General features: G+C 37.2%; 23 protein-coding genes. 21 read left to right on the forward strand and 2 right to left on the reverse strand.

Features of this window, described 5'->3' with window-relative positions; genetic code table 11:
- Positions 1-185: 185 nt before the first annotated feature.
- From PHO70_03825 to PHO70_03875, 11 genes are all read left to right on the forward strand, one after another.
- Positions 186-2999 (forward strand): ATP-binding protein, encoded by a 2814-nt coding sequence (locus PHO70_03825; protein ID MDD5432098.1) that lies wholly within the window; start codon positions 186-188, stop codon positions 2997-2999.
- A 138-nt stretch (positions 3000-3137) separates the two neighbouring features.
- Complete coding sequence (locus PHO70_03830; GenBank protein MDD5432099.1) at positions 3138-3764, forward strand: DUF47 family protein; 627 nt, start codon at positions 3138-3140, stop codon at positions 3762-3764.
- 5 nt (positions 3765-3769) lie between these two features.
- Positions 3770-4762, forward strand: a complete 993-nt coding sequence (locus PHO70_03835; protein MDD5432100.1) for an inorganic phosphate transporter — start codon at positions 3770-3772, stop codon at positions 4760-4762.
- Between the two features lie 316 nt (positions 4763-5078).
- On the forward strand, positions 5079-6338 hold the full coding sequence (locus tag PHO70_03840; protein ID MDD5432101.1) for a DEAD/DEAH box helicase: 1260 nt from the start codon (positions 5079-5081) through the stop codon (positions 6336-6338).
- Positions 6339-6437: 99 nt separating this feature from the next.
- Positions 6438-6836, forward strand: a complete 399-nt coding sequence (locus tag PHO70_03845; GenBank protein ID MDD5432102.1) for a protease inhibitor I42 family protein — start codon at positions 6438-6440, stop codon at positions 6834-6836.
- A 32-nt stretch (positions 6837-6868) separates the two neighbouring features.
- Complete coding sequence (locus PHO70_03850) at positions 6869-7537, forward strand: SprT family zinc-dependent metalloprotease (GenBank protein MDD5432103.1); 669 nt, start codon at positions 6869-6871, stop codon at positions 7535-7537.
- Between the two features lie 15 nt (positions 7538-7552).
- Positions 7553-8188 (forward strand): hypothetical protein, encoded by a 636-nt coding sequence (locus PHO70_03855; GenBank protein ID MDD5432104.1) that lies wholly within the window; start codon positions 7553-7555, stop codon positions 8186-8188.
- 13 nt (positions 8189-8201) lie between these two features.
- Positions 8202-9986 (forward strand): M20/M25/M40 family metallo-hydrolase, encoded by a 1785-nt coding sequence (locus PHO70_03860; GenBank protein MDD5432105.1) that lies wholly within the window; start codon positions 8202-8204, stop codon positions 9984-9986.
- Positions 9983-10600 (forward strand): hypothetical protein, encoded by a 618-nt coding sequence (locus PHO70_03865; GenBank protein ID MDD5432106.1) that lies wholly within the window; start codon positions 9983-9985, stop codon positions 10598-10600. Before PHO70_03860 ends, PHO70_03865 begins: the two co-directional genes overlap by 4 nt.
- A complete protein-coding gene (locus PHO70_03870; GenBank protein ID MDD5432107.1) occupies positions 10584-11678 on the forward strand; it encodes a DUF748 domain-containing protein in 1095 nt (364 codons plus the stop codon). Before PHO70_03865 ends, PHO70_03870 begins: the two co-directional genes overlap by 17 nt.
- A 3-nt stretch (positions 11679-11681) precedes the next feature.
- The gene (locus PHO70_03875; protein ID MDD5432108.1) at positions 11682-12488 is read left to right on the forward strand and encodes a hypothetical protein; all 807 of its coding nucleotides are present in this window, start codon (positions 11682-11684) and stop codon (positions 12486-12488) included.
- A gap of 3 nt (positions 12489-12491) precedes the next feature.
- Here PHO70_03875 and PHO70_03880 read toward each other — a convergent pair whose 3' ends face one another.
- Positions 12492-13268: a response regulator gene (locus PHO70_03880; protein ID MDD5432109.1), complete on the reverse strand. Its 777-nt coding sequence runs from the start codon at positions 13266-13268 to the stop codon at positions 12492-12494.
- A 243-nt stretch (positions 13269-13511) separates the two neighbouring features.
- Between PHO70_03880 and PHO70_03885 the strand changes: the two genes are divergently transcribed.
- From PHO70_03885 to PHO70_03905, 5 genes are read left to right on the forward strand one after another with little or no spacing between them, the layout of a single operon-like run.
- Positions 13512-14471, forward strand: a complete 960-nt coding sequence (locus tag PHO70_03885; protein MDD5432110.1) for a hypothetical protein — start codon at positions 13512-13514, stop codon at positions 14469-14471.
- A gap of 28 nt (positions 14472-14499) precedes the next feature.
- Entirely contained in the window at positions 14500-14658 is a 159-nt protein-coding gene (locus PHO70_03890) for a hypothetical protein (GenBank protein ID MDD5432111.1), read from the forward strand.
- 47 nt (positions 14659-14705) lie between these two features.
- On the forward strand, positions 14706-15947 hold the full coding sequence (locus PHO70_03895; GenBank protein ID MDD5432112.1) for a beta-ketoacyl-[acyl-carrier-protein] synthase family protein: 1242 nt from the start codon (positions 14706-14708) through the stop codon (positions 15945-15947).
- Positions 15948-15965: 18 nt separating this feature from the next.
- Positions 15966-16223, forward strand: coding sequence for an acyl carrier protein (locus PHO70_03900; protein ID MDD5432113.1), 258 nt, complete (start codon positions 15966-15968; stop codon positions 16221-16223).
- Between the two features lie 12 nt (positions 16224-16235).
- Positions 16236-17450, forward strand: a complete 1215-nt coding sequence (locus tag PHO70_03905) for a beta-ketoacyl-[acyl-carrier-protein] synthase family protein (protein ID MDD5432114.1) — start codon at positions 16236-16238, stop codon at positions 17448-17450.
- Here the strand turns inward: PHO70_03905 and PHO70_03910 are convergent.
- Complete coding sequence (locus tag PHO70_03910; protein ID MDD5432115.1) at positions 17440-18585, reverse strand: GNAT family N-acetyltransferase; 1146 nt, start codon at positions 18583-18585, stop codon at positions 17440-17442. The two genes, PHO70_03905 and PHO70_03910, sit on opposite strands and share 11 nt — an antisense overlap.
- A gap of 82 nt (positions 18586-18667) precedes the next feature.
- Between PHO70_03910 and PHO70_03915 the strand changes: the two genes are divergently transcribed.
- The 5 genes from PHO70_03915 to PHO70_03935 all read left to right on the forward strand — a co-directional run bounded on the left by PHO70_03915 (position 18668) and on the right by PHO70_03935 (position 23453).
- Positions 18668-19504, forward strand: a complete 837-nt coding sequence (locus PHO70_03915) for an alpha/beta fold hydrolase (protein ID MDD5432116.1) — start codon at positions 18668-18670, stop codon at positions 19502-19504.
- 8 nt (positions 19505-19512) lie between these two features.
- Positions 19513-21015 (forward strand): NAD(P)/FAD-dependent oxidoreductase, encoded by a 1503-nt coding sequence (locus tag PHO70_03920; protein MDD5432117.1) that lies wholly within the window; start codon positions 19513-19515, stop codon positions 21013-21015.
- Positions 21015-21293 carry a hypothetical protein gene (locus PHO70_03925; protein ID MDD5432118.1) on the forward strand — a complete coding sequence of 93 codons (279 nt, stop codon included), beginning with the start codon at positions 21015-21017 and terminating at the stop codon, positions 21291-21293. The genes PHO70_03920 and PHO70_03925 overlap by 1 nt, the downstream gene beginning before the upstream one ends.
- A gap of 1 nt (position 21294) precedes the next feature.
- Positions 21295-22365 (forward strand): DUF362 domain-containing protein, encoded by a 1071-nt coding sequence (locus PHO70_03930; GenBank protein MDD5432119.1) that lies wholly within the window; start codon positions 21295-21297, stop codon positions 22363-22365.
- A 62-nt stretch (positions 22366-22427) separates the two neighbouring features.
- Complete coding sequence (locus PHO70_03935) at positions 22428-23453, forward strand: M42 family metallopeptidase (GenBank protein MDD5432120.1); 1026 nt, start codon at positions 22428-22430, stop codon at positions 23451-23453.

Genomic DNA, 23453 nt, shown 5'->3' on the forward strand with positions numbered 1-23453 from the left:
GGATAGTCTGTTTCTTAGCGATAAATTCACTTGATAATTTGAAGAATCAAAATATAATAAAGAAGAAAGATAACGGGATTTAAAGAAATTATCAGGCGGATATTATTTGATGTCAGGTAAAACTGAAGTAGTCCAGAAAACAGCTTCTATGAAAATAGGGGCTGTTTTTTTTGCGGGCAGGATATATGATTAAATTCTTCTTAAGTCAGATGGATTACATCCTTTTTGTTTACGGCTTAAGTTTTATCGTTATAGCCGTAATTTCGCTGCTGTTGTTTGTCTCCCATAAAGAAAAATGGCTTTGGAAATGGCTTGCGTGGTTTGGTTTTTTCCAAGGGATATATGCCTGGCTCAATTTGTTGACATTGCATACCATTAGCAATGAAATATTCAATGTTGTTACTATTTTTTTCTTGATAGTTTCTTTAGTCTGTTTTTTTGAATCTGGAAGATGGTATATAGAAAAAAGTTATGGACGTTTGTTCAGCAGGTGGGTTTATATTCCAGCATTTCTATTGCTTATTTTAGGCTGGCATCTTGATGGTATAACAGGTGTCAATGTATTTTCCCGGTATATTTTTGGTGCAATAGGAGGCCTTTTAGTTGCTTTTGTATTTTTCAAGGTTTCTAAAACGAATATATTTAAAAGGACAAGAAGCAGTTTTGTATTGCCTCAAGTAATTATTTTGGTGCTATTTTCTTTGAGCCAAATTATTGTCCCTTATGCGAAGTTCCCTCCGGCAAATTTTATTAATCAGGATGCTTTCTTTCAGGTCACAGGTATACCTATACAGTTAATTAGGGCACTAGTTATTTTAATTTCCGCTTTGTTCCTGTGGTTATATTTTCGTTCAGCAGAAGTATTACCCGTTGCTTCCAAATCCAAGAAGGAGAAATACATAATTGCAGGATTGGTTTACGTTATATTATTCTTTGGTTGGATAATTACTGAGCAGATCGGAGAGTATTACAAGAAGGAAATCAATCACAACTTGCTTAGAGACGCAAAAATTGTATCTAGCGCTGTTAATCCCCGGCGCATAAAGAATCTCAGCGGTTCAGATGCTGATATAGGAAAAGAAGATTATGAAAGAATCAAAGAACAGCTTTTTGAAGTCCTTAAGAGTTCTCCTGAGCAAAGATATGCTTATTTGTTAGGCTACAAAGATGGGAAAATTTTCTTTTATGTTGATGCTGAGCCTGTTGATTCTTCTGGCTTTGCTCCTCCGGGAGAAAGCTATAAGGATTTCCCACTGGAATTAATCAGTTGTTTTGTGAAAGGTGATAGTAAGGTTATAGGCCCTTATAAAGATAAATGGGGTGATTGGGTTTCTGCTTTTGTCCCAGTCAGGGATTTTCAGACTAAAGAAATACTCGCGGTGTTAGGCGTGGATACCATGGTGTCAAAATGGGAAAACCTCGTATATAATTACAGGCTTTCCGGTATAGCGATTTCTTTCATTCTATTCGTATTTTTCGGAGTTTTTGTACTTATTATTCAGCTGCGAATTATTTCTGCAGAGGCTTTAGTTGAAAATGAAATTAAATTCCGTAAATTGTTTGAAAATTCCTTTGACGCGGTAATGATGCTTGATAGTAGGGGAATTTTTGATTTCAATCCCGCGGCTTTAAGAATGTTTCGTATTACCGATAAAAATAAGATAATTGGCTTAAATCCCGGAATACTTTCTCCACCTCATCAGCCTGATGGCATGGATTCGGTTGCATTAGCTTCTCGGCGTATTAATGAAGCAATGGAGAATGGTTCTTGCCAGTTTGAGTGGTTGCATCAGAGGTCAGATGGGAGTAATTTTATAACAGAAGTAAGGCTTTCAGCTTTTGATTTATTCGGCCGCAGTGTTGTCCAGGCAATTGTTCTTGATATCAGTGAGCGCAAGCGCCAGGAAGAAAAGATAAGGCAGGCAGCGGAAGAATGGCAGCGCACATTTGATTCTATACCTGACCTTGTTTTTATTATGGATACAGAATCGCACATTGTTAAGGCAAATAAAGCTTTTATTGATATTTTTGGCGAAAATGGCAAGCCTGATAATTTTATCGGGAAGAAATGTTATGAGATTATTCATAAATCCACGGAACATTGGCCGACTTGCCCTTTAAAGGGCACTATTGATAGTAGAAAATCTGTTACGGCTGAAGTGGATGATTTACAGATAGGCAGGCCTTTGTTAGTTACAACAGCAGCTGTGTTGGATGATGCTGGCAATGTTATAAATATAGTACATTCCGCAAAAGATATTACCGAGATTAAAAAAGCACAGGTTGCCTTGCAGGAGGCGAACAAGAAGCTTGAGGAGATTAATTTGCGCAAATCAATCTTTGTGGCAAATGTATCGCATGAATTTAAGAATCCTCTTGCTATAATCAACGAATCATTGGGGCTTATCATTGATAGAATCGCCGGAGAAATAAGCCAAAAGCAGGAAAGCTTGATAAGGACTGCGAAAGAAAATATTGAACGCCTGACGCGTTTAGTAACTGACCTTTTGGATGTTTCTAAGATTGAATCAGGGAAGATGGGATTAAGAAAAGAACAGCTCGATATATCAGTATTATTGAAAGAAATCCTGCCTGTTTATGAGAGGGAGATTTGGAAGAAACAGCTTAGCCTTAAGGAGGAAGTTGCAGCAGGCGCAGGGTTAGTTTGGGCTGATAGGGACAAGTTGACAGAAGTTATAATAAATCTTTTAAACAACGCGATTAAATATACTCTCCCTGGAGGAAGCATTGATATAAAACTAAGCGGGGTTGAAAAAGAAATACGTTTTGAGATTTTTAATTCCGGTGAAGGGATACCGGATGAATACAAAGAAAAAATATTTGATAAGTTTGAAAGGATTACTTCGGAAAAAGAAGAAGGAACAGGCCTTGGCCTTCCAATAGCCAAGGATATAATTGAACTTCATAAGGGAAAACTTTGGGTAGAGAGCGAATTTGGTAAAGGCAGTAAGTTTATATTTACCCTTCCAAGAGCTTGAAAATAATTCTAAAGAATATGCCAAATCTTTAAAAATATTGATAATTTATGTTTATAGTTTATAATAACACCATGTAAATTAATTTGCCTCTAATTCTATCCGGTGGATTAGGGAAAACTTGTGTTTAAGGAGACCAATATGATTTTAAATTTTTTCCCAAGAGAAATTAGTTTTTTTGATTTGTTTGATAAGCAAATTGGTTATGCGGTTGATGCCGCGAAGCTTTTTAATCAAATAGTCTCTAAAGGCGAGATTAACGAAGAGTCGCATAAGAAAATAAGAGAGCTCGAACATCTGGGAGACGAAGCAGCGCATTCTATTATAGACCAGCTGAATAAGACTTTTATTACTCCTTTTGACCGGGAAGATATACATACTTTGACGAAGGAGATTGATGACGTCATTGATATGATTAATACAATTATGAACCGTTTAGTTATTTATAAAATATCAGGTAAGGATAAAAATCTTATTGAGTTTGCTTCGGTTATTGAAAATTCAGTTATTGCTGTTGCTTGTGCGGTGAATGGTTTAAGGAATATGAAGAATTTTAAATCTGTTTCTGAGTCTTGCGTTGAGATTAACCGTCTTGAGAATGTAGGGGACTCTATGAGAGATAAGGCGCTCGCCGAACTTTTTGAAAAAGAAAAAAATCCCATAGCGGTAATTAAATGGAAAGAGATTTATCAAGATGCAGAAACAGTCCTTGATATCTGCGAAGACGTTGCGCATGTAGTTGAATCTTTGTTTGTAAAACAGGCTTAAGTTAAATGACATTAAGTATTATTTTTCTGATATTGTTAGCTTTAGTTTTTGATTTCTTGAATGGTTTCCATGATTCAGCAAATTCTATAGCTACGATTGTTTCAACAAGAGTTTTATCCCCTCGTTTAGCGGTTTTTTGGGCGGCTTTCTTTAATTTCATCGCTTTTTTATTTTTTGGCCTGCATGTTGCAAATACTATCGGAAAAGGCATTATTGATATCGCGATTATTGATAAGGGTATCATTTTTGGAACACTTATTGGAGCTTGTGGTTGGAATATAATTACTTGGTATTTTGGGCTGCCTACCAGTTCTTCTCATGCTTTAATCGGAGGGATGATTGGTTCTGCTTTGGTTAAGGCCGGGCCCAAATCTCTTGTTTGGAGCGGGATATTAAAGACAGTGACTTTTATAATTATTTCTCCTTTAGCAGGGCTTATCCTCGGCCTCTTATTAGGTGTGATTGTTTATACTTTATTCCGAAAGAGCTCTCCTTTAAAAGTAGACCACATTTTTAGAAAGGGGCAGTTGGTATCTGCCGCATTTTACAGTATAGGCCATGGAGGTAATGATGCGCAAAAAACCATGGGTATTATTGCAAGTTTGCTTTTTAGCGCAGGGCTTCTCGGAGGTAAATTCTATATTCCTAATTGGGTTGTAATTGCCTGTTATTCTGCGATATCAGTAGGTACTATGTTAGGGGGATGGCGCATTGTAAAGACGATGGGGCAGAAGATAGCCAAGCTTAAGCCGGTAGATGGGTTTTGCGCGGAATTTGGCGCTGCAATTACACTGTTTGTTTCCTCTGCTTTTGGTATACCGGTAAGCACAACACATACTATTACCGGCTCAATTATGGGGGTTGGTTCAATCCGCAGGCTTAGCGCTGTAAAGTGGGGAGTTGCAGGAAATATTATTTGGGCTTGGGTACTAACTATTCCTTGCTCGGCAGCTATTTCGGCTTTAGCTTATAGTTTAACCAAATTTAAGCATTTTTAGAGTTTCGGAGTATATTAAAAGAAGGTTTGACAAAAATAGAAAAGGAAGGTATAATAAATTCAAATAAAGATTAGAAAATCTTAGGCCGTAAAGGGAAGACAACTAACCTTTACGGTTTTTTGTTTCTTTGAGGATATTTTAGTGCAAAAAAAGGAGTAATTATTAAAAAAGTAATGACTTCATATAAAGGCCGGGTTTGCAAGTATCGCGGATGCAAACATATTTTAAGTATATATAATCATGAACAGTATTGCCATGTTCATTTAAGTAAATTATTGCAGGAGGATCGAGTAGGAGTTTCCAGCTTGAAAAAGAGATGACAAATAATATTGTGCCACAAGAGGTGAAAAAGCAACAAAGTGCAACTTTTTATGGTTTAGGAATAGCACCTAAGATCCTGGAGGTTCTAAGCCACTTGAAGTTTTTTGTGCCTACTCCGATTCAGGAAAAAGCCATACCCGGAGCTATTGAAGGCAAGGATGTTATAGGTATTGCTCAAACCGGGACAGGCAAAACGCATTCTTTTGCTATCCCTATGGTGCAGAGGCTTGCACAAAAGAAAGGTATCGGATTAGTGCTTGCTCCTACAAGGGAATTAGCTTTGCAGATTGATGAAGCCTTTAAGCCGCTTACTAATGCCTTTGGTATAAAAACAGCCTGTCTTATCGGAGGCGCTCCTATGCAGGAACAGATTAGGGCGCTTCATAAGAATCCTCGGGTAATAGTTGCAACTCCCGGTCGTTTAATTGACCACATGAGCCAGTGGAATGTCTCGATAGAAGAGGCAAATATGCTTGTTTTGGATGAGGCTGATAGAATGCTTGATATGGGTTTTGCCCCTCAACTTGATAAAATTTTCCATTTCCTACCTAAAGACAGGCAGACAATGCTTTTTTCTGCGACTATGCCCAAAGAAATTATGAAAATTGCGTCAACACATATGAAGCTTCCTGTTTGTGTTGAGATTGCTCCTTCAGGCACTGCTGCGGAGTTTGTTACGCAGGAATTATTTATCGTTAAAAAGGAAGCAAAGGCACGGTTATTGGTAAAATTAATTTCTAAATATAAGGGTGCGGTTCTTTTGTTCTCCAGGACAAAGCATAATGCAAAGAAATTAACCCAGCATCTTAGGGAATTGGGAGTTAATGCTGCTGAAATGCATTCAAATCGTTCTCTTGCTCAACGCCGCCAGGCATTAGATGGTTTTAAATCAGGACGGTATAAGGTTTTGGTTGCAACTGACATTGCTGCAAGGGGCATTGATGTTACGGGTATAGAAGTAGTTATTAATTACGATCTTCCTGAGGACGCGGAAAATTATGTCCATCGTATTGGCAGGACAGGAAGGGCAGGCCAAAAGGGGCATGCGATTTCTTTTGCTACGCCAGACCAGAGCAGTGATGTGCGTAGTATAGAGAAATTAATCAGAAAAACTCTGCCAATTTCAAAGCATCCTGAATTTTCTCAAGAGAGTTTTGAGAATTATAAAGAAAAGCCTTCTTTTCAAAAGAGGCCGCCGTTTAAGAAATCCAAAAGTAATTTTAAAAAAAGTTTTGATAGGTTCCGCAGGCACTAAAATTTTATAATCTTTGTGTTTGTATTAGGTTGTATTTGTGATAAAATTAACCGGAAGAATCTATCTTCCGGTTTTTTGTTGTAAAAAGGAGTTTATAAGATGGGAAAAAGGAATTTATTTGTAGTGTTGTTAACCTGTGCAGTATTTCTTTTAACAGTAACCAGTTTCGCGCAGAGCGTAAAAGATCAGGTTGTCTCTGAGAGTGTAATTAATGTTACCGTAGGAGAAAATATCGTTATAATATTAGAGTCAAATAGGACAACCGGATATCTTTGGCGCTTGGGCAGTGATTTAAATGATGATAAAATTGAGTTTGTAAAATCAAATTATTTTGCATCTAAGACAAAATTATTAGGTGCTCCCGGTAAAGAAACTTGGATTTTTAAAGCTCTTAAGCCGGGAAGGTTAACACTTGTGTTTGAATATCGCAGGCCATGGGAGAAGAAGCTAAAACCTATAAAGATAGAGAACTTTACAATTATAATTAAGGAAAAATAATCAGCCTAAATCCCCCGGATTCCTTATTAATTATGGATGAGATAAAAATCAATAAGTTGATAAGGTCTAGAAGAAAAACTATTTGTTTAATTGTTGCAAAAGATGCAAGCCTCGTAGTGCGCGCTCCGCAAACAACCCCCAATCGGATTATAAGAAATTTCATAGATAAGAAAAAAAGATGGATTATTAAGCATCAGGAAATTGCTAAGAAGCGATCCAGCGAGATTACGTTTAAGCAGTTTGTTGATGGAGAAGAGTTTCTGTACTTAGGCAAATATTATCCGCTTAAAATATCAGATAGAGAGGATATATTTTTAACGGATTCTTTGGAGTTTCCAAGGAAAATGTTAATGACTGCCAGAGAGAGTTTAATTAAGTGGTATCAAGATAAGGCATTGGATTTAATTTCTGAAAGAGTCTTTCAGTATGAAAGGGTTGTCGGTTTACGTTCTACTTCAATAGCCATCACAAAAGCTTGTAGAAGATGGGGCTCATGTGGGGTGAAGAATACCTTGAATTTTAGCTGGCGGTTAATTTTAGCGCCTTTGGGGGTAATTGATTATGTGGTTGTGCATGAGGTTGTGCATTTATCGCAGAAGGACCATTCTAAAGAATTCTGGAGAAAAGTAAGAGCGCTGATTCCGGATTTTTCCCAGTATAATAAATGGCTTAATAAAAACGGGCATTTGTTAACTTTATAAAAAAAGGGATTTCTGATGGATAACAAGAAAGCTTGTAGTAATAAAAGCATCAATATTATTATTGAGGATAAATTTAATCTTTGGACTAAGAACTTAGGGTTAAGATTAGCGATGATTTCTGTGTTTGAGCATATAAGAGATATCCCATACATAATAACTCCGGACTTGAATGATATTATCCATGGGCCGGCAGGATTATTAAATGGGAATAAAGGCTCCTGTCAACCGAAGCACTATTTGTTAAAGCAGATGTTTGAAAAACTTAATATTCCTGTGAAATTTGTTACTTATCTTTTTAGATGGGACATTTCTTCGGTCCAATACCCGGATGAATTGCGAAGCATAGTCAGTAAGCTTCCTATTTCGTATCATCTTGCTTGTAAGGCATATATTAACCAGAAGTGGGTTGTTGTTGATGCGACATGGGATCTGCCTCTTAAAAAAGCAGGTTTTCCTGTGAATGAGTCTTGGGATGGAGAGAGTGATACTTTAATTGCTGTCATTCCTATTGAAGAGAATGTTCAGGAGAGTGCTGAGGATAGGATTGAGTATGAAATGAAAAAGAAAAACTTGTATTCTGATCAAGAAAAACATTTGTATGTAGAATTTGTTAATAAGTTTAATACTTGGCTGGAAGATATAAGGAAGTAATATAATTTAGATTATGCCTAAGAAATCTTATGGTATATTTTTGATTGTAATCTTTGCATGTTTTTCTTTATTTGTAATAAATGCTCAAAGTTATCAAAGCGAAGAAAGTGAATATTGGCAGAAATTTCTTCTTCCCCGTCCATGGTTGAGCCTTCAGGCTAATTCAGAACAGCATCAACCGCTTTATTTGAATGTTAATCCTCGTCAAATTGCTTTAAATCTTAAGCCCGGTGAAATTACGCAGGTATTTTTGCCGGAATCGCTGCGTGAAAGAGGACGGGATCAAATAAGAATAATTCAGGAAGCATTGATTAAAACTTTGCTGTTAAATAAGGTAGATGATTTTGAGGTAGAGGCTTGGCCGATAAGGGATGATTATGGCCAGCTGACTTGGGCTTTTGCAAGATGGCGTAAGAATGATAAAGATAAATGGTTGTGGTTAAGTTCAAAAATGATTTCTTTGTCTTTAATCCCTGAATCAGGCCCTGCGCCATTTTTGCCGGTTTTGTTACAGCCGGAAGATAAAGATGATTTTGGTTTAATATTCAATGACATCCTTGATATGAAAGCTTTGTATGACAAGCCGTATTTCGGTGATTGTGTTTGGACTTCTGACAGCGCAGATGATTCTTTGGTTACTGAAGCTTGGTTACCGATTGAAAAACAAGAATCATACGCGCAAAGAATTTCCGATGAAATCGCGGATATCGGGATTTGTCCGGCATGCAGAGTTATTCCGCAGCCTGCCCGCTTAAAATCAAAAAGCGCCGTATTTGTGCTCCAAGTTAGAAATAGTGAAATTATTTTCCCGCCAGAGATTGCTTGGGAGCCTATTTATGAAAAAATATCAGAAGCCCCTAAGGAATCTTTAGTAGTAAAATCTTGGCCGCCGGATTTTATTTCTAAGTATAAGAATGACGTCTTGGTTTTAGATGGAGAGGAAGAAGTTAAATTTCCTATTACTAAAAAAAAGATGTATTTTAAAGATAAAAATAGCATTGATGCCAATAATCAGCTTGAGGAATTGGTGGATTATCTTGTTGAGCGTTATAGAGTTTTACGGATAAAAACAGTCAGGCAGCGTTTTGATTACCGGGGGGTTGCGCAGTCAAACTTGATTGCGATTATCCCGGGGACCGATTCAAGATTGCGCCCAGTTTTAATGGCGGATCATATTGATACAGCATTCTGTGAAGATATTTTTAAAGATTCGGGTAAGCGTGTTTCTTCACCCGGAGCAGACGATAATGTTTCTTCAACTGCGGTTTTACTCCGGGCTGCGGAAATCTTACGTGATCTGAAACCAAAACATCCTATTTGGTTAGTCCATTTTACAGGAGAAGAATTCCCTGCAGATGATTTGGGAGCACGTTTCTTTGTAAGTTGGTTGCTTAAAAAAAGGATTGATATTGAAGGCTTGGTTTTAATGGATACGATAGGTTTTAGGCAAGCTAATGACCAAATTTTTCAAGTAAACCCAGGTGATTCGGAAGAATCTTTGAGGCTGGCAAAAATCGTTATGGATATCGCACCTTTGGTCACAAAATTTAAGCCTGTATTAAGGACCCGTTTTGCCCAGAAGAGCTATCTTTATAATAGTGACGGATTAATATTCTCTGATAATGGTTATCCTGTAGTTTATTTAAATGAGCATATGAATAAACTACAAAATATGCATAGAAAAGGCTATCACGATTCAACTGATACCTCAAAAAATATTGATTGGGAATATGCTACAGATATAGCTAAAGTGGCAATTGAGACTGTAGCTATTCTTGCCCGGGCGCAAGCTAAATGAGCATGATTAATCTGGGAGGAGGAGAAGATCTGGGATTAAAGGAGTTTTCTGCGGAATTTCGTAGGGATGCTATTAAGTGGTGTAAGGGTAAGTCTTGGATTTGGCGTTTGCCTTTTTTGTTACTCTTTTGTTATTTCTTAATAAGGTATTGGAAAAATCCCGAATACACATGTATTCTTTCTCCGCTAACGCTCGGGGTGCACGAATTAGGCCATTTTGTTTTTGCTTTCTTAGGGCAATTTATGGGAATTCTTGGTGGTTCGTTGCTTCAATTGTTTGCTCCTTTGGCATTAGCTTTTAATTTTTATCGGCAGAAAGATTATTTTGCAATTGCGCTTTCTTTTGGGTGGTTATCTACCAGTTTATTTGACATGGCAAGATATGTTGCGGATGCGCGCGCGATGGAACTTCCGTTAGTTAGCCCGTTTGGGATAGATAGCGTAATCCACGATTGGAATTTTATTTTGAATAAAATTGGTTTGCTGCGTTATGATACCTCAATTTCATTTGCATTAAAAATTTTTGCAAGTATTATGATGTTAATCTGCCTTTTATCAGGAGCGTGGCTTTTGTTGAAAATGGCAGAAAAGGAGAAAGATGAAGATCGCGCTTAAGATAGTATTTATTTTTGTAGTAATTTTTATGCTTTTATTTGCCGGATTATTTTTTTATATTTCTTCTAATGGTAAAAACTTAATTGTTGGCCAGTTAAAGCAGAATTTAAATATGCCTGTTAGCCTGGATGAATTCTCTATAAAGTTTCCTCTTTCTATCAGCCTCAAGAATCTCGCAATTGGCGAACTTATAAAGGTAAAAGAAATCTCATTTTATCCAAACCTGCTGGGAGTTTTTGCTGGCAAAATTGTGCTTGGTGGATTGCAAATTACCCAGCCAGTTATTAATCTTGTCCAAGATGCTAATGGCAAGCTTAATCTTCCTGAATTTAAGCAGGGTGGTAAAGAACCCCCGTTTTTTGCCACCGATTTAGTTATTATTGATGGCCGCCTTAATTTTACAGATAAAAAAATTATTGCTGAAGGTTTCAAGATTATAATGGATAAGATTAATATTAGTGTGGCAAAGGTTATGGTTCCGATAACTTCGCTAAATACAAAATTCAAAATGTCTTCCTCGCTTTTAAATTCAGAAGGGATAACAATTGGAAATTTTGATTTTTCCGGTTGGGTTGATTTTGGCCGAAAAGATATGGACGCCGTGTTTACAGTTAAAGATTTAGATATCACTAATTTTTCTTTATATTATGGCGATTTTATCTCTACAAAGAAACTTCAGTCAGCGAAGCTGGAGTTTCTTTCTAAGCTTACCGCAAAAAGTAATGATCTGTCAATTTTGTCCAATCTTAAGCTTTATAATTTAATCTATGCGCCTCAAGAGCCTATCTCTGAATCCCAGTCGCAATTAGAGATGCCAAAACCAGATTTTGCCAAGAACGCACTTGATTTGTTTACTGATAAAGGCGGAAACCTGAACCTTGAGTTTAACATAGATACCAAGTTAGATAACCCCCAGATTAGCGTAAAGCAGCTTAAAAAAGAGATTTTAAGAGCGGCTGTGAGAAATCTTTCAAATCAAAATCCAGCGCAATTAATGGAGAAAATTTCTAACACAGTTGACCAATTTAAGGATTTTGGAAAGCAGATGAAAGAGTTATTTAAGAAAAATAAGGAGTAGGTTTTGAGGAAAAAATTATTTACGATTATTTGTTTTTTGTTGTATTTTTCTATTATGAATTGTTTTGCTCAAGAGCCTCCTGATGCTTCAGTAGTTTTAGAAAGAATAAAAACCAAGGTTAATAAGGCTTTTGAAACAATGGATGCGCGTATGAATGTGGCTTCCCGTGATTTATCCGCTGTTGGCCTTGATACCGAGAATGCAAGGATAGTTTTGCAGAACCTTTATAAAGCAAATAAATATGCGGTTGATACTGCGACAATAAGTTTGGCTGGAAAAATGATTTTAGTTGAACCTGAGGAATATAGAAAATTTGAAGGAGTTGATATCAGCGCTCAGGAGCACGTTGTTATATTAAAGGAAATTAGAAAACCTGTCTTTAGCAAAGTATTTCGTTCGGTAGAAGGTTTGAATTCCGTTGATTTTCAATACCCCGTTTTCTCAAGTGAAAATGAATTATTAGGTTCTGTCAGCATGCTTTTAAAACCTCAGGAGTTTATTGAATTAATAGCTTTGCCGGTAATTCAGGGTACTGCGGTTGAATTCTGGGTAATGCAAATTGACGGGCTGACGATTTATGGGCAAGACCAGGAAGAAGCCGGAAGGAATATATTTACTGATGAATTTTACAAGCCGTTTCCGGAATTCGTAGCCTTTTGTGAAAGGATTGCCAGAGAGGAAAATGGTTTCGGGGAGTACGATTTTCTTATTAAGGGCTTAAATAGAACGGCACGAAAAAAAGCCGTTTGGGATACAGTAAGTTTCAAAGGAATTAATTGGAAGATTGTTTGTTATACTGAAATACAGTAAGGATTAACCTACCTGCACAAGCCCATTTTCAATGCAGATTTGCCTAAGTACAGCAATGAGATTTTGTAATTTATTATAATCGTTTTGAGCGTTGGCTAGATCAAAAGAAAATACTTTTTTAGTTTTTGGAGAGTATTCGCGGATTTTATCCGGCAAATCATAATCCATGCTATTTAAATAAGTTTCTTCGAAGATTACAATATCCGGTTTAAAGAGGTCAACCCTATCAAGAACTTCTGATTCTTTTGTTGCTATGTCAAATTCGTATTGTTGCCCGCGATAGGAGAGTAACTCAAGTTGCTCCCGTAAGAAAGTATATGTTTCCATTGAAGGCGTAATTATGAGGATGTCCGCTTTTATATATAGAGTCTTTGCGTTAATTTCTTTGTTATCTATTTCATCAGAGGAGGCTTTTTGTAATAATAATTCCTGTAATTTTGGGTAGAGCTCCTGGAGTTTGAAGGGCTTAATTAAGATTCCCTGAAGTATGTTGTCTTTATCAATTTCTTTGAGCAGTTTTGGAAAAGCGGTAATTATGACAATTTTAGTATCCGGATAAAGCTTTTTTACGATTTTTGCCACTTCAGGCCCTTTTAGCCCGGGCATGAGGATGTCAAGAAGGATCAAGTCTGCTTTTTTTGATTTGAGCATTTCTATTGCTTCTTCGCCGCTTAAAGCTCCGGATACATCGTATCCTTTAATGCCAAGGAAATCCTTAAGGATATTGACGACTTGCGGCTCATCATCTACTACTAATATTGTTGATTTCTTTTTATCCATGGCTTTTCTCCTACTAAAAAGTATATCATTTTTAAGAGCGTTTTGCGAATTTTGATAATAGTGTTTTTAGTTGACCACGCGTTAACTTTGCAGTAAAATAACCATTTGTATGCTAATAAGTTCTGTAAATATGAATAAAATTACAACCGGGGTTTGTTCTACCCGGTTTTTATGCTTTTATGTTGCTCCTATTCCTATCTAATGGAATAGGCTTATGTTTGTGCTCAAAGAGGAGGTTAAAAGATGGATAGAAAGAAAAATAAACTAAAGATGCTTATTGCCATCATTATAATTGCCTTCTTGTGTATTGCTGTGGGTAAAGATATCCTTGTTAAATCTGCGACGACAGTTGTGGCTTCTTCAATAGCAGGGGCTCCTGTAAATATCGGTTGGATGTCTTTGGGGATTTTTAGGCAAGGGGTTAGAATTGATAATTTTAAGATGTATAATCCTGACAATTTCCCAAAAGGGATAATGATTGATATCCCAAAGGTAATTGTAAGATGTAATCCGCTAACTTTTTTGAGCGGAAAAATTCATCTAACCGAGGTTGATTTTGTGCTAAAGGAAATAATTTTAGTTAAGAATAAAGAAGGAAAAATGAATGTTGATGAGCTTAGCGTGGTAAAACAGCAAAGGCAAGCTTCTCAGAAAAAATCCAAAGAAATGTCTTTGCAGATTGATTTATGTAAGCTGAATATGGGCCGGCTTATAATGAAAGATTACAGCTTAGGTCCAGAACCGGTCATAAAGGTTTACGAGATTAACTTAGTAAAAGAATATAAAAACATTACCAATGCCCAGCAATTAACCGCATTGATTTTGTCTGAGCCAATGAAGGCAGCTGGTATACAGGGCGCTAAGATTTATGGAGTTTCTGCTTTGGCAGGGGTAGCCTTTTTACCGGTAGCGGTGGGGGCAACTTTTTTGGGCAAAGATAATGCCGAAGCTAATTTTGAAATTGCCTACGATAAAGTTTACGAGGCATCTCTTCTGGTTTTAAAAAGAAATTCACGGATTACAAGAGAAGATAAAGCTTCAGGTGTGATACAAGGAGACTCTGATTTATTGGGAGCTCTAACGGTTAAACTGCTGCAGGAAAAGAAAGGTATTTGGGTTACGGTTACAGCCAGGAAATTTATGTTACCTAAGCCGGAAATCGCCGGTGGTATACTTTATGAAATCTCGGAAGCTTTGAGGTAGAGAAGGAAAGCTTAGAAAGGAGATTAAAGTGAAGATTGGCCATCTTAATGTGGATATTTTTAAGATTAAGAATCGCCAAGGGTATGCAGCGGTCTGCAGCGAACACTTGACAGAGGGAAAAACCGCGCAAGAAGCGTATGAGCGCATGGTTAAAGCATTGCGTAGGACTACAAAAAAAGAAATATAATTTTTTTCTTGAGATAATTTAGGAAGGTTTTATAATAATAGTTCATCATGGATAACTTACGAGTAGTTGTTACAGGCTTAGGAGTAATAAGCCCAAATAGCGCTCCTGGCAGGGATTCTTTTAAAGAAGCTGTCTTTGGGGGCTTTTCCGGTATTAAACCAATTTCTTTGTTTGATACTTCGAGTTTTAATTCTAAGCTTGCAGGAGAAATTAAGGATTTTGATCCGGGATTGATTTTAGGCAGGGAAGGCTTGAGAGTTTTGGATCGCAGTGCTAAATTGCTTTGTTGCGCTACGCAATTAGCTTTAGAAGACGCTAAATTTAAAATAGACGAAGAGAATTGCCGCGACGTAGGGATTGCAATCGGCAATACTTTAGGCAGCGTGCAAGGCATATGTGATTTTGATAAAGTTGCAATTAATGAAGGGCCGCAATATGTCAATCCATCTTTTTTCCCAAACACAGTTATTAATGCCCAGGTAAGCCAAACCTCAATAAAATTTAAAATAAAAGGCTTTAATGTCACTATCTCTAATGGTTTTTCCTCAGGCATTGATTCAATTGCTTATGCGGCAAATTTTATCCGATCGGGTAGGAAGAGCGTGGTATTGGCAGGAGGAGTTGAGGAGCTTAGTTTGCATAATTTCTTGGGTTTTTATAAGACCGGGCTTTTAAGTAAGCAGAATCAAGGGGCTGTGGAATTATCATGCCCATTTGACAAAAGAAGAAATGGTGTTATCTTTAGTGAAGGCGCTGTTGTTTTAGTGTTAGAGAGTTTAGAGAGTGCTTTAAGGCGCAAAGCTGTGATTTATGCTGAAATTAAAGGGAGTGCTTCTTTTTTTAATACTTTAAGCTCTGGAAGGTGCGAGGTTTCCGGAGACTCTTTGAAGAAAGCGATGCGGCTTGCGATTAATAAATCAGGGATTGATTCTAATGATGTTGATTGTGTAATGGCAGGGGCTAATTCTACGCAAGAATTTGATAAATACGAGGCCGATTCTATCAATGATGTTTTTGGGAAAAATAGCTTAGTAAAAGTGAGCGCGATTAAGTCTATGCTTGGAGAAAGTTTTAGTGCTTCCGGAGCATTCCAATCGGCCTGCGCTTTGTTAGCGATAGAAAATCAGATGGTTCCTCCCACAATTAATTATCAGGAAAAAGATTCTTTGTGTGATTTAGGTATTGTTTCCGATAAGGCTGTGGAATGCAGCCTCAACAATGTTTTGGTCAATGCTTTTGGCCCGAATTCAGGGAATTCTAGTTTAATTATTTCTAAATATGCTGGTTAACAATCAGAGGGAGGATTAATGCAGGATATTGAAATTGAAAATGAAGTAAAGAGTTTGATTGCTCAGGTGTTGGAAAAAGACCCCAATACTATTAAGCCGGATGCGCGTTTGGTTGAAGATCTTGGCATGGATTCTTTAATGGCTCTTGAGATTCTTGTCGCGGTTGAAAAGAAATTTAAGATTACCATCCCGGAACAAAAGCTTTCCGAGATGAATACCCTGAATGCTACTGTTACAATAGCAAAAGAGTTTTTATCAAAAAAAGCTCCAGCCTGAAAATTTAAAAAAATGAAGAAACGCGTGGTTATCACAGGTTTGGGTGTTGTTTCCTCTGTTGGGATAGGCAAAGAGAATTTCTGGAAGTCTATCCTTGAAGGAAAAAGTGGCATTAGCGAAGTAGGTTCTTTTGATACAAAAGATTTCGCTGTGCATAACGCTGGAGAGATTAAAGATTTTGATCCTCTTAAATACCTGCCTAAAGATAAAATATCCAATCTTGGCCGGAGTTCGTATTTTGGAGTGATTGCCGCAAAGCTTGCTTTGGAAGATGCCGGATTGACAAAAGAAGGTTTAGATAAAGAAGCTACAATGGTTTGTATGGGCACTACAATGGGAGAATCCGGTATTCTTGAGAGGCTTAATCGTAATTTTATTGAAAAAGGCATAGATGGTTTGGATGTTTCTTTGATACCGAATTACCCTTGTAATAACCTTGCCTCTAGTATTGCTTCGGAATTCAGCTTGGAGGGTGTAAATTATGTTATACCTAATGCCTGTGCCGCGGGAAATTTTGCCATAGGTTATGCTTTCGATCTTATCAGTAATGGAGAAGCTGACATGGCTTTTGCCGGGGGTTCAGACGGATTCTCAAGAATTGCTTTTATAGGGTTTAGCCGGATGTTTGCCGTAGCCCCAGAACGCTGTCAGCCATTTGACAAGAATCGTAAAGGCATGATGGTAGCTGAAGGAGCAGGAGTTGTGCTGTTGGAGTCGTTGGATAGCGCTAAAAAGAGAAAAGCAAATATTTACGCGGAGATTTTAGGTTACGGGATAAGCTCTGACGCGAGGCATATGACCGCGCCTTATTCAGAAGGTATTAAGGAGGCAATGCAGTCGGCTCTCAAAGAAAGTAATATTGATGCAAGCCAGGTAGATTATATAAGCGCTCATGGAACCGGGACAGCAGTAAATGATAGAGAGGAGTGCCTTGCGGTAAAGAAAGTATTGGGGGATAATTTTAAAAATGTCCCTATGAGTTCAATAAAGTCTATGTTGGGGCATACTATGGGCGCAGCGAGCGCAATTGAAGCTATTACCTGTTGCCTGGTTATTAAGGATGATGTTTTACCACCCACAATCAATTATGAAACTCCAGACCCAGATTGCGATATTGACTGTGTTCCAAATAAATCACGCCGGCACAAAGTAAATATTGCGTTAAATAATGCTTCTGCTTTTGGTGGAAATAATTCCTGCCTTGTGTTAAAAAAAATTACTTCTTAATATTTTTTAATCCCGGATCAAAATTTTTTGGCTGAATAATTTTAGCGATAGGCTTTGCAAAAAGCCAGAGGATTGGATTGGTGCATTTAAAATAAACAAAGAGAGGGATCAATTTTGCGCCTAATCTTATTTTCGGATGATAATCGGTAATGCCCATTTGATAGTAGCGGATTTTATTCTTAAGGCACCAGGTAATATTGTGATGGAATGTTGCATGGTAAAGGTGAAGTTTATGGGAAGTTTTTTTATCAAACCCGATGAACTTATCAATGCAGGTATCATTTTTAATTAAACAAAGGTTGAAAGCTAAGATTTTGTTATCCGGTGAGCGGGTAATAAACATCTTGGCATTTTCTTTCATATACTTGAAAATATTTTGAAAGAAATCAGGGGTAAGCGTTTCAAATTGAACTTCTGAAGCTGAAAAGTTATTTAAATAGAGTTTAAATATTTCATTCTTTATTGAGTCAATGTTGTCTATAACCTCAGTGGTAAGTATTGTTAGTGCCGCAGAATCTCTAAGTTTACGTTTAAAATCTTTGCGTGTATTCCTGCTTAGCGAAGAAAGGTATTCTTCAAAGGTTTCGCCTTTTATTGCAAGCATTGTGTTGGGGTAATTTTCCATTTTAACGAAATTTTTTTTATAGAGCACCTGTGCGAGAAGCTTGTCTTTTTCCGCAAGATTAAAAAATAGAGTTACGCTTATATTCATTTTCTTAGATATTCTGGAGAATTCTTTGACCAAGAGTTCAAAAAAATCTCTTTTATTTTCTTTTTTTGATATTCCGAGGTATAGCTCTTCGGTGGTGGGGAATCCTACAAAGAGCATCCTCATTTTAAGGAAGCGCTTAAAAAAAGATTGGATGTTAAGGATGATTTTTTGCAATGAACCCTGTATTAAAGTAGAGAATGAGAAGTCTGAAATGAAGAAAGGTATTATCGCACAAATGGCATTATTTCGTTTTGCAACCAGGTATTTAAGTGTGAATTCTTTTATGTGTGATTCTTCAAAGGCTTTATGATAGCCGTAGCCTTCAAGGATGTTTTCATCAAACAGGTTATCCCAGTCGTCTTTGGATATGCTATTGATTGTGTCTAAAACGAAGAATTGTAAATCATGATTTGAGTTTTGCACGAGCTCATTATAGCAGAAACTTATCCGAAGCCAATTAAAATTCGTAATATTCAAGATTTATGATATAATACTTGCTTAAATTATGGAAAACAACGGCTCAAAGAAATTTAATTTCTATCTTAAAGGAAGTAATGAAAAGGCAGTGCTTTTGATTCACGGGATTACCGGCACTCCTTCTGAGATGAAATATTACGGCACCGGCCTTAATAAGGCAGGGTATACCGTATTTTGCAACACTTTACCTAAGCATTGCTCGAGCCTTGGCGAATTGAAGCAAGTTAAATGGCAGGATATGGTGGATTGCTGCATTGATGACCTTAAGAATTTAAGAAAAGATTATAAGAAGGTGTACATCTCCGGGTTATCGATGGGTGCTTTAATTGGAATCCATCTTGCGTATCTTTTTCCGGATGACGTCTCAGGGATAGTCGCTTTAGCCCCTACTATTTTTTATGATGGTTGGGCTTTGCACAAGGGGAAGGTATTCTTAAATCTCGCTTTTCTTATTCCTTTCTTAAGGAATTCTATTGATATCCGCGAGGACTGGCCATATGGCTTAAAAGATGAAGATAGCCGGGAAGCAATTGAAAGATTTTATAAAAATGCCAAGTCCAGCGAGTTTAGTAAAAAGACATTACTTTTTGGAAGCCCATTTTTCCCTGTGGCCTGTCTTTATCAGCACCATCTATTCACGAAAATAGTAGTCAGAGAATTAAATAAAGTGAAAACTCCTATCGTTGCGATTCATTCCTCAGAGGATGACATGGTTAGTATCCGTAATGCCCAGTATATTCTAGAACGGATAGGCTCAAGCTTTAAGTCGTTAGTCCCCTTGGAAGACTCCTATCATATGATTACAATTGATAAGCAAAAAGATAAAGTAATCCAGGAGTCAGTCTCCTTTATGGATAAAATTTAGTTATACTTATGAAGTATGACGCGATAATAATAGGAGCAGGTATCGGGGGATTGATTTGCGCTCTTAAGTTATCTAAGAGCGGGAAAAAGATCCTTTTATTGGAAAAGCAGGGAGTCCCCGGGGGATTCGCAACAAGCTTTCGCAGAAAAGGTTTTACTTTTGAGTCCAGCCTTCACGTTGTTGATGCTTTAAATCCGGATGGAGAGATACGCAAATTTCTGGATGAAAGCGGTATTAGCAATCAGGTTAATTATATAGATCTTGATTATTTTGCGCGCATTATTTATCCTGAGCATAATTTTATCGTTAACTGTTCGTGTAAAGATTTTATTTCTTACCTAAAGTATAATTTCCCTCATGAGTCTTCCGGAATAGACAAAGCCTTCTTAGCAATAAATAAATTTAATAAGCAGTTTGACAGATTCTACGAATTGAATTTGCCTTTGTGGCTAAAATTTGCTTTAACTCCATTAATCTCTCCTCAAATTATCCTGACTTCCATGATTTCAACAGAACAGTTTTTAGGGAAGTTCATTAAAGATAAAAAACTTCTGGCTTTGTTTACGGATATCTGGCGTTTTTTGGGGTTGCCACCCAGCCGTTTAAGCGCTTTTTATTTTTTGATTATTTTCCGGGGCTATTATGAGAATCATACTGCGTATATTAAGGGAGGATTTTCTAAATTGTTTGAAGCAATTATTTCTGAATTAAAAAAAGAAGGTTCTGAGGTAAGGTTTAATACAGAGGTAAAAAAAATTTCCATAGGTAATAATAAACAAGTTAAGTCTGTTATAACTAAAAACAATGAAGAATTTTTTTCAGATGCTGTAGTTTCTAATGCAAATGCTATTGATACGTTGACAAACTTTATTGATGATAACGCTCAAAAAAATAAATACTTAAATGAAATATCGGGCTTAGAGAAATCAATTTCTGCATTTCAGGTTTATTTAGGTTTAAGTAAGCCGGCAAAGGATTTGGGGATGGGGCAATATGTAGTTTCGCTTAATAAATCTTACGATCAGGATGAGAATTTTTCTTTTTTTACTTTGGAGAATTATGATTCCTGCTCTTTGGAGCTTGTAGACCATTCGCAGATAGACCCCGGTTTAGTGCCATCCGGGAAGGGAAGCCTTTTGATAATGATTTTAGCGGATTATTCTTCTTGGAAAAACTTGTCAGAAGAAAAATATAAGCAAAAGAAGGATGAAGTTGCAAAGAAGCTAATCAAGAGGGCAGAACAGTTCTTGCCCGGATTGACTAATAACATTGAAGTAATGGAAGTAGCAACCCCTTTGACAATGGAGCGTTATGTTTCGTCTCCACAAGGCGCTATTTATGGCTTTTCTCAATCTGTAAGCCAGTCAAGCATTAATAGGCTTCCTCAAAAAACAAGAATCAAAGGTTTGTTTCTTGCGGGTGCTTGGACGCAGCCAGGGCATGGGATGCACGGATGTTTTGTCTCAGGCATTGAGGCAGCTGATTCAGTGTTACGTTATTTAAAGGGATAATGATGGAAAATGAGGAATATTTAAATAAGCAGGAAGAAGATTTTGCAGCGCATGAACTAAAATGTTCCCGTTGTGGAGCTTGCTGTGGGGCAAATGATAAGGATCCATGTATAAATCTGGAAAAAGTGCAAAGTGGAAAATATTATTGTAAAATATATGAAAATAGGATTGGCCGGCAGAAAACTATTTCCGGAAGGGAATTTAGCTGCATACCAATAAGGGATTTAACGAACGAGTATCTTTTATCAATAAATTGTGTTTACGCAAGGACTAAATAAAATGAAAAGCAAAGTATTTTTTATTCCTGTGAATAATTCAGATGGAAGTGCCGTGATCCGGGAAAAGCTGGAGCGCCTTCTTAAAAAAAGCAGGCTGCTTAGTTTTGTTAAAGAAAAAGATAAGGTAGTTATCAAGATGCATTTTGGAGAAGAGGGGAACACGGGTTATATTCGTCCTGAATATTCGCGTGTGGCAGCTGACTTGATTAAAAAAATGAAAGCTTCATCAGCTTATATTGATGCGAATACGCTTTATCAGGGAAGAAGAAATAATTCCAAGGATCATCTAAAGCTTGCTTATGAACATGGTTTTACATTAAAAACTTCCGGGGCTAAAGTTTTGATTCCGGATGACAAAGTTATTCGTAACGTAAGCGAGGTGGAAATTAATCAAAAGTATATTAAGATTGCAAAGGTGTTAAAGGTTTTTTTGCAGTATGATTCTCTTTTGGGGTTAGCGCATTTTAAGGGGCACATTATGACTGGTTTTGGAGGAGCATTGAAAAATATCGGTATGGGGTGTGCCAGCCGCGAAGGCAAGCTCGCGCAGCATTCCAATATTTCTCCTTTTATAAAAGAAAAGCAATGCATCGCCTGCGGAAGATGTATCAAGGTTTGCCCTGCGCAAGCAATTACTCTAAAGAATAGGAAAGCAATAATTGACCCTTCTAAATGTATAGGATGCTCAAGTTGTATTGCTGCTTGTAAACAATGTGCTATTGAAGTTGATTGGGAGTCTGGAGGCAATGTAATTCAGGAAAAAATGATAGAATACGCCAAGGCGATTTTGGATTCTAAAAAGAAAAAGTGCGGGTTTGTCAATTTTGCAATTAAAATTACCAAGGAATGCGATTGCCTGGCAAAGGATGACCCTAGGATTGCTCCTGATGTGGGGTTGTTCGTTTCTCGGGATCCTGTTAGCGTAGATAAAGCCTGTTTTGATTTAGTGTTAAAAGCCGCCGGAAGGGATATATTTAAAGAAGCACATCCGTCGCGTAATGGCTTAAAACAGCTTAAGTATGCGCAAGAAATAGGAATAGGGAATTTAGATTACGAATTAATTGTAGTTTAATATTAATCCCCGATTCTATCTGATGAATCGGGATGGGCTTGTGCCCAAAAGGAGTGTTTCTGATGGACCCATTGCTAAAAAAAATAATTGATGCAGCAGGTGTTTCCGGATATGAAAAAGAAATTACTGCTATTATGCAAAGTGAGTTTAAAAAGAGAGGCTGTAGTGTGGAGGTGGATAATTTCGGTAATGTGATTGCCAAAAAAGGAAGCGGTAAGAAAAAAATTATGCTCGCAGCCCATATGGATGAAATTGGGCTGTTAGTTAAACATATTACTAAAGATGGTTATTTGAATTTTATTAAAATCGGCGGTATTGATGACAGGGTATTAATCGGTCAGAGGGTAATTGTAAAATCCAAAAAAGGAGATTGTTTCGGGATTATTGGTTTAAAGCCGCCGCATCTTGTAAAGGAAGAAGAGAAATCTAAGGTGGTAAAATACACGGAAATGTTTATTGATATAGGATGTAAAACCAAAGAGGAAGCGGAGAAAAAAGTGGCAATTGCCGATTCAGTTATTTTTGAGCCAAATTCGGGAGTTTTGAATAACTCTCTATGTTATGGAAAAGCTATTGATGACCGGGTTGGTTGCTATGCTTTATTGAAGATTATGGAGAAGGTTAATACGGGCGCCCAAGTTTTTGCAGTTGCAACAGTTCAGGAGGAAGTAGGCCTTAAAGGAGCCCGTACTTCATCATTTAAAGTGGATCCTGATTTTGCACTTGTTATTGATACTACGAGCGCAGGAGACACCCCGATGATTAAAGAAAGTGAGTCTACTTTAAAATTAGGCTCTGGGGCAGCAATTACGATAATTGAAGCTGCAGGTAGAGGAATTATCGTAAGCGAAAAAGTAAGAGAGATGTTGGTTGATACTGCCAGAGAGAATAAAATTAAATTTCAGATGGATGTCCTTGAAGGAGGAATGACTGATGGAGCGATGATTAACATGAATAGAGAGGGTATCCCCTGTGGCGTGTTGAGTGTGCCAAGCCGTTATATACATTCTCCGGTAAGTGTTTTTAGTTTGGAAGATTTGAACTCTGTGATAGAATTAAGCGTAAAAGTGATTAAAAAAATAGCTTAG

The organism is Candidatus Omnitrophota bacterium (assembly GCA_028715415.1).
GTDB lineage: Bacteria > Omnitrophota > Gorgyraeia > Gygaellales > Profunditerraquicolaceae > JAQURX01.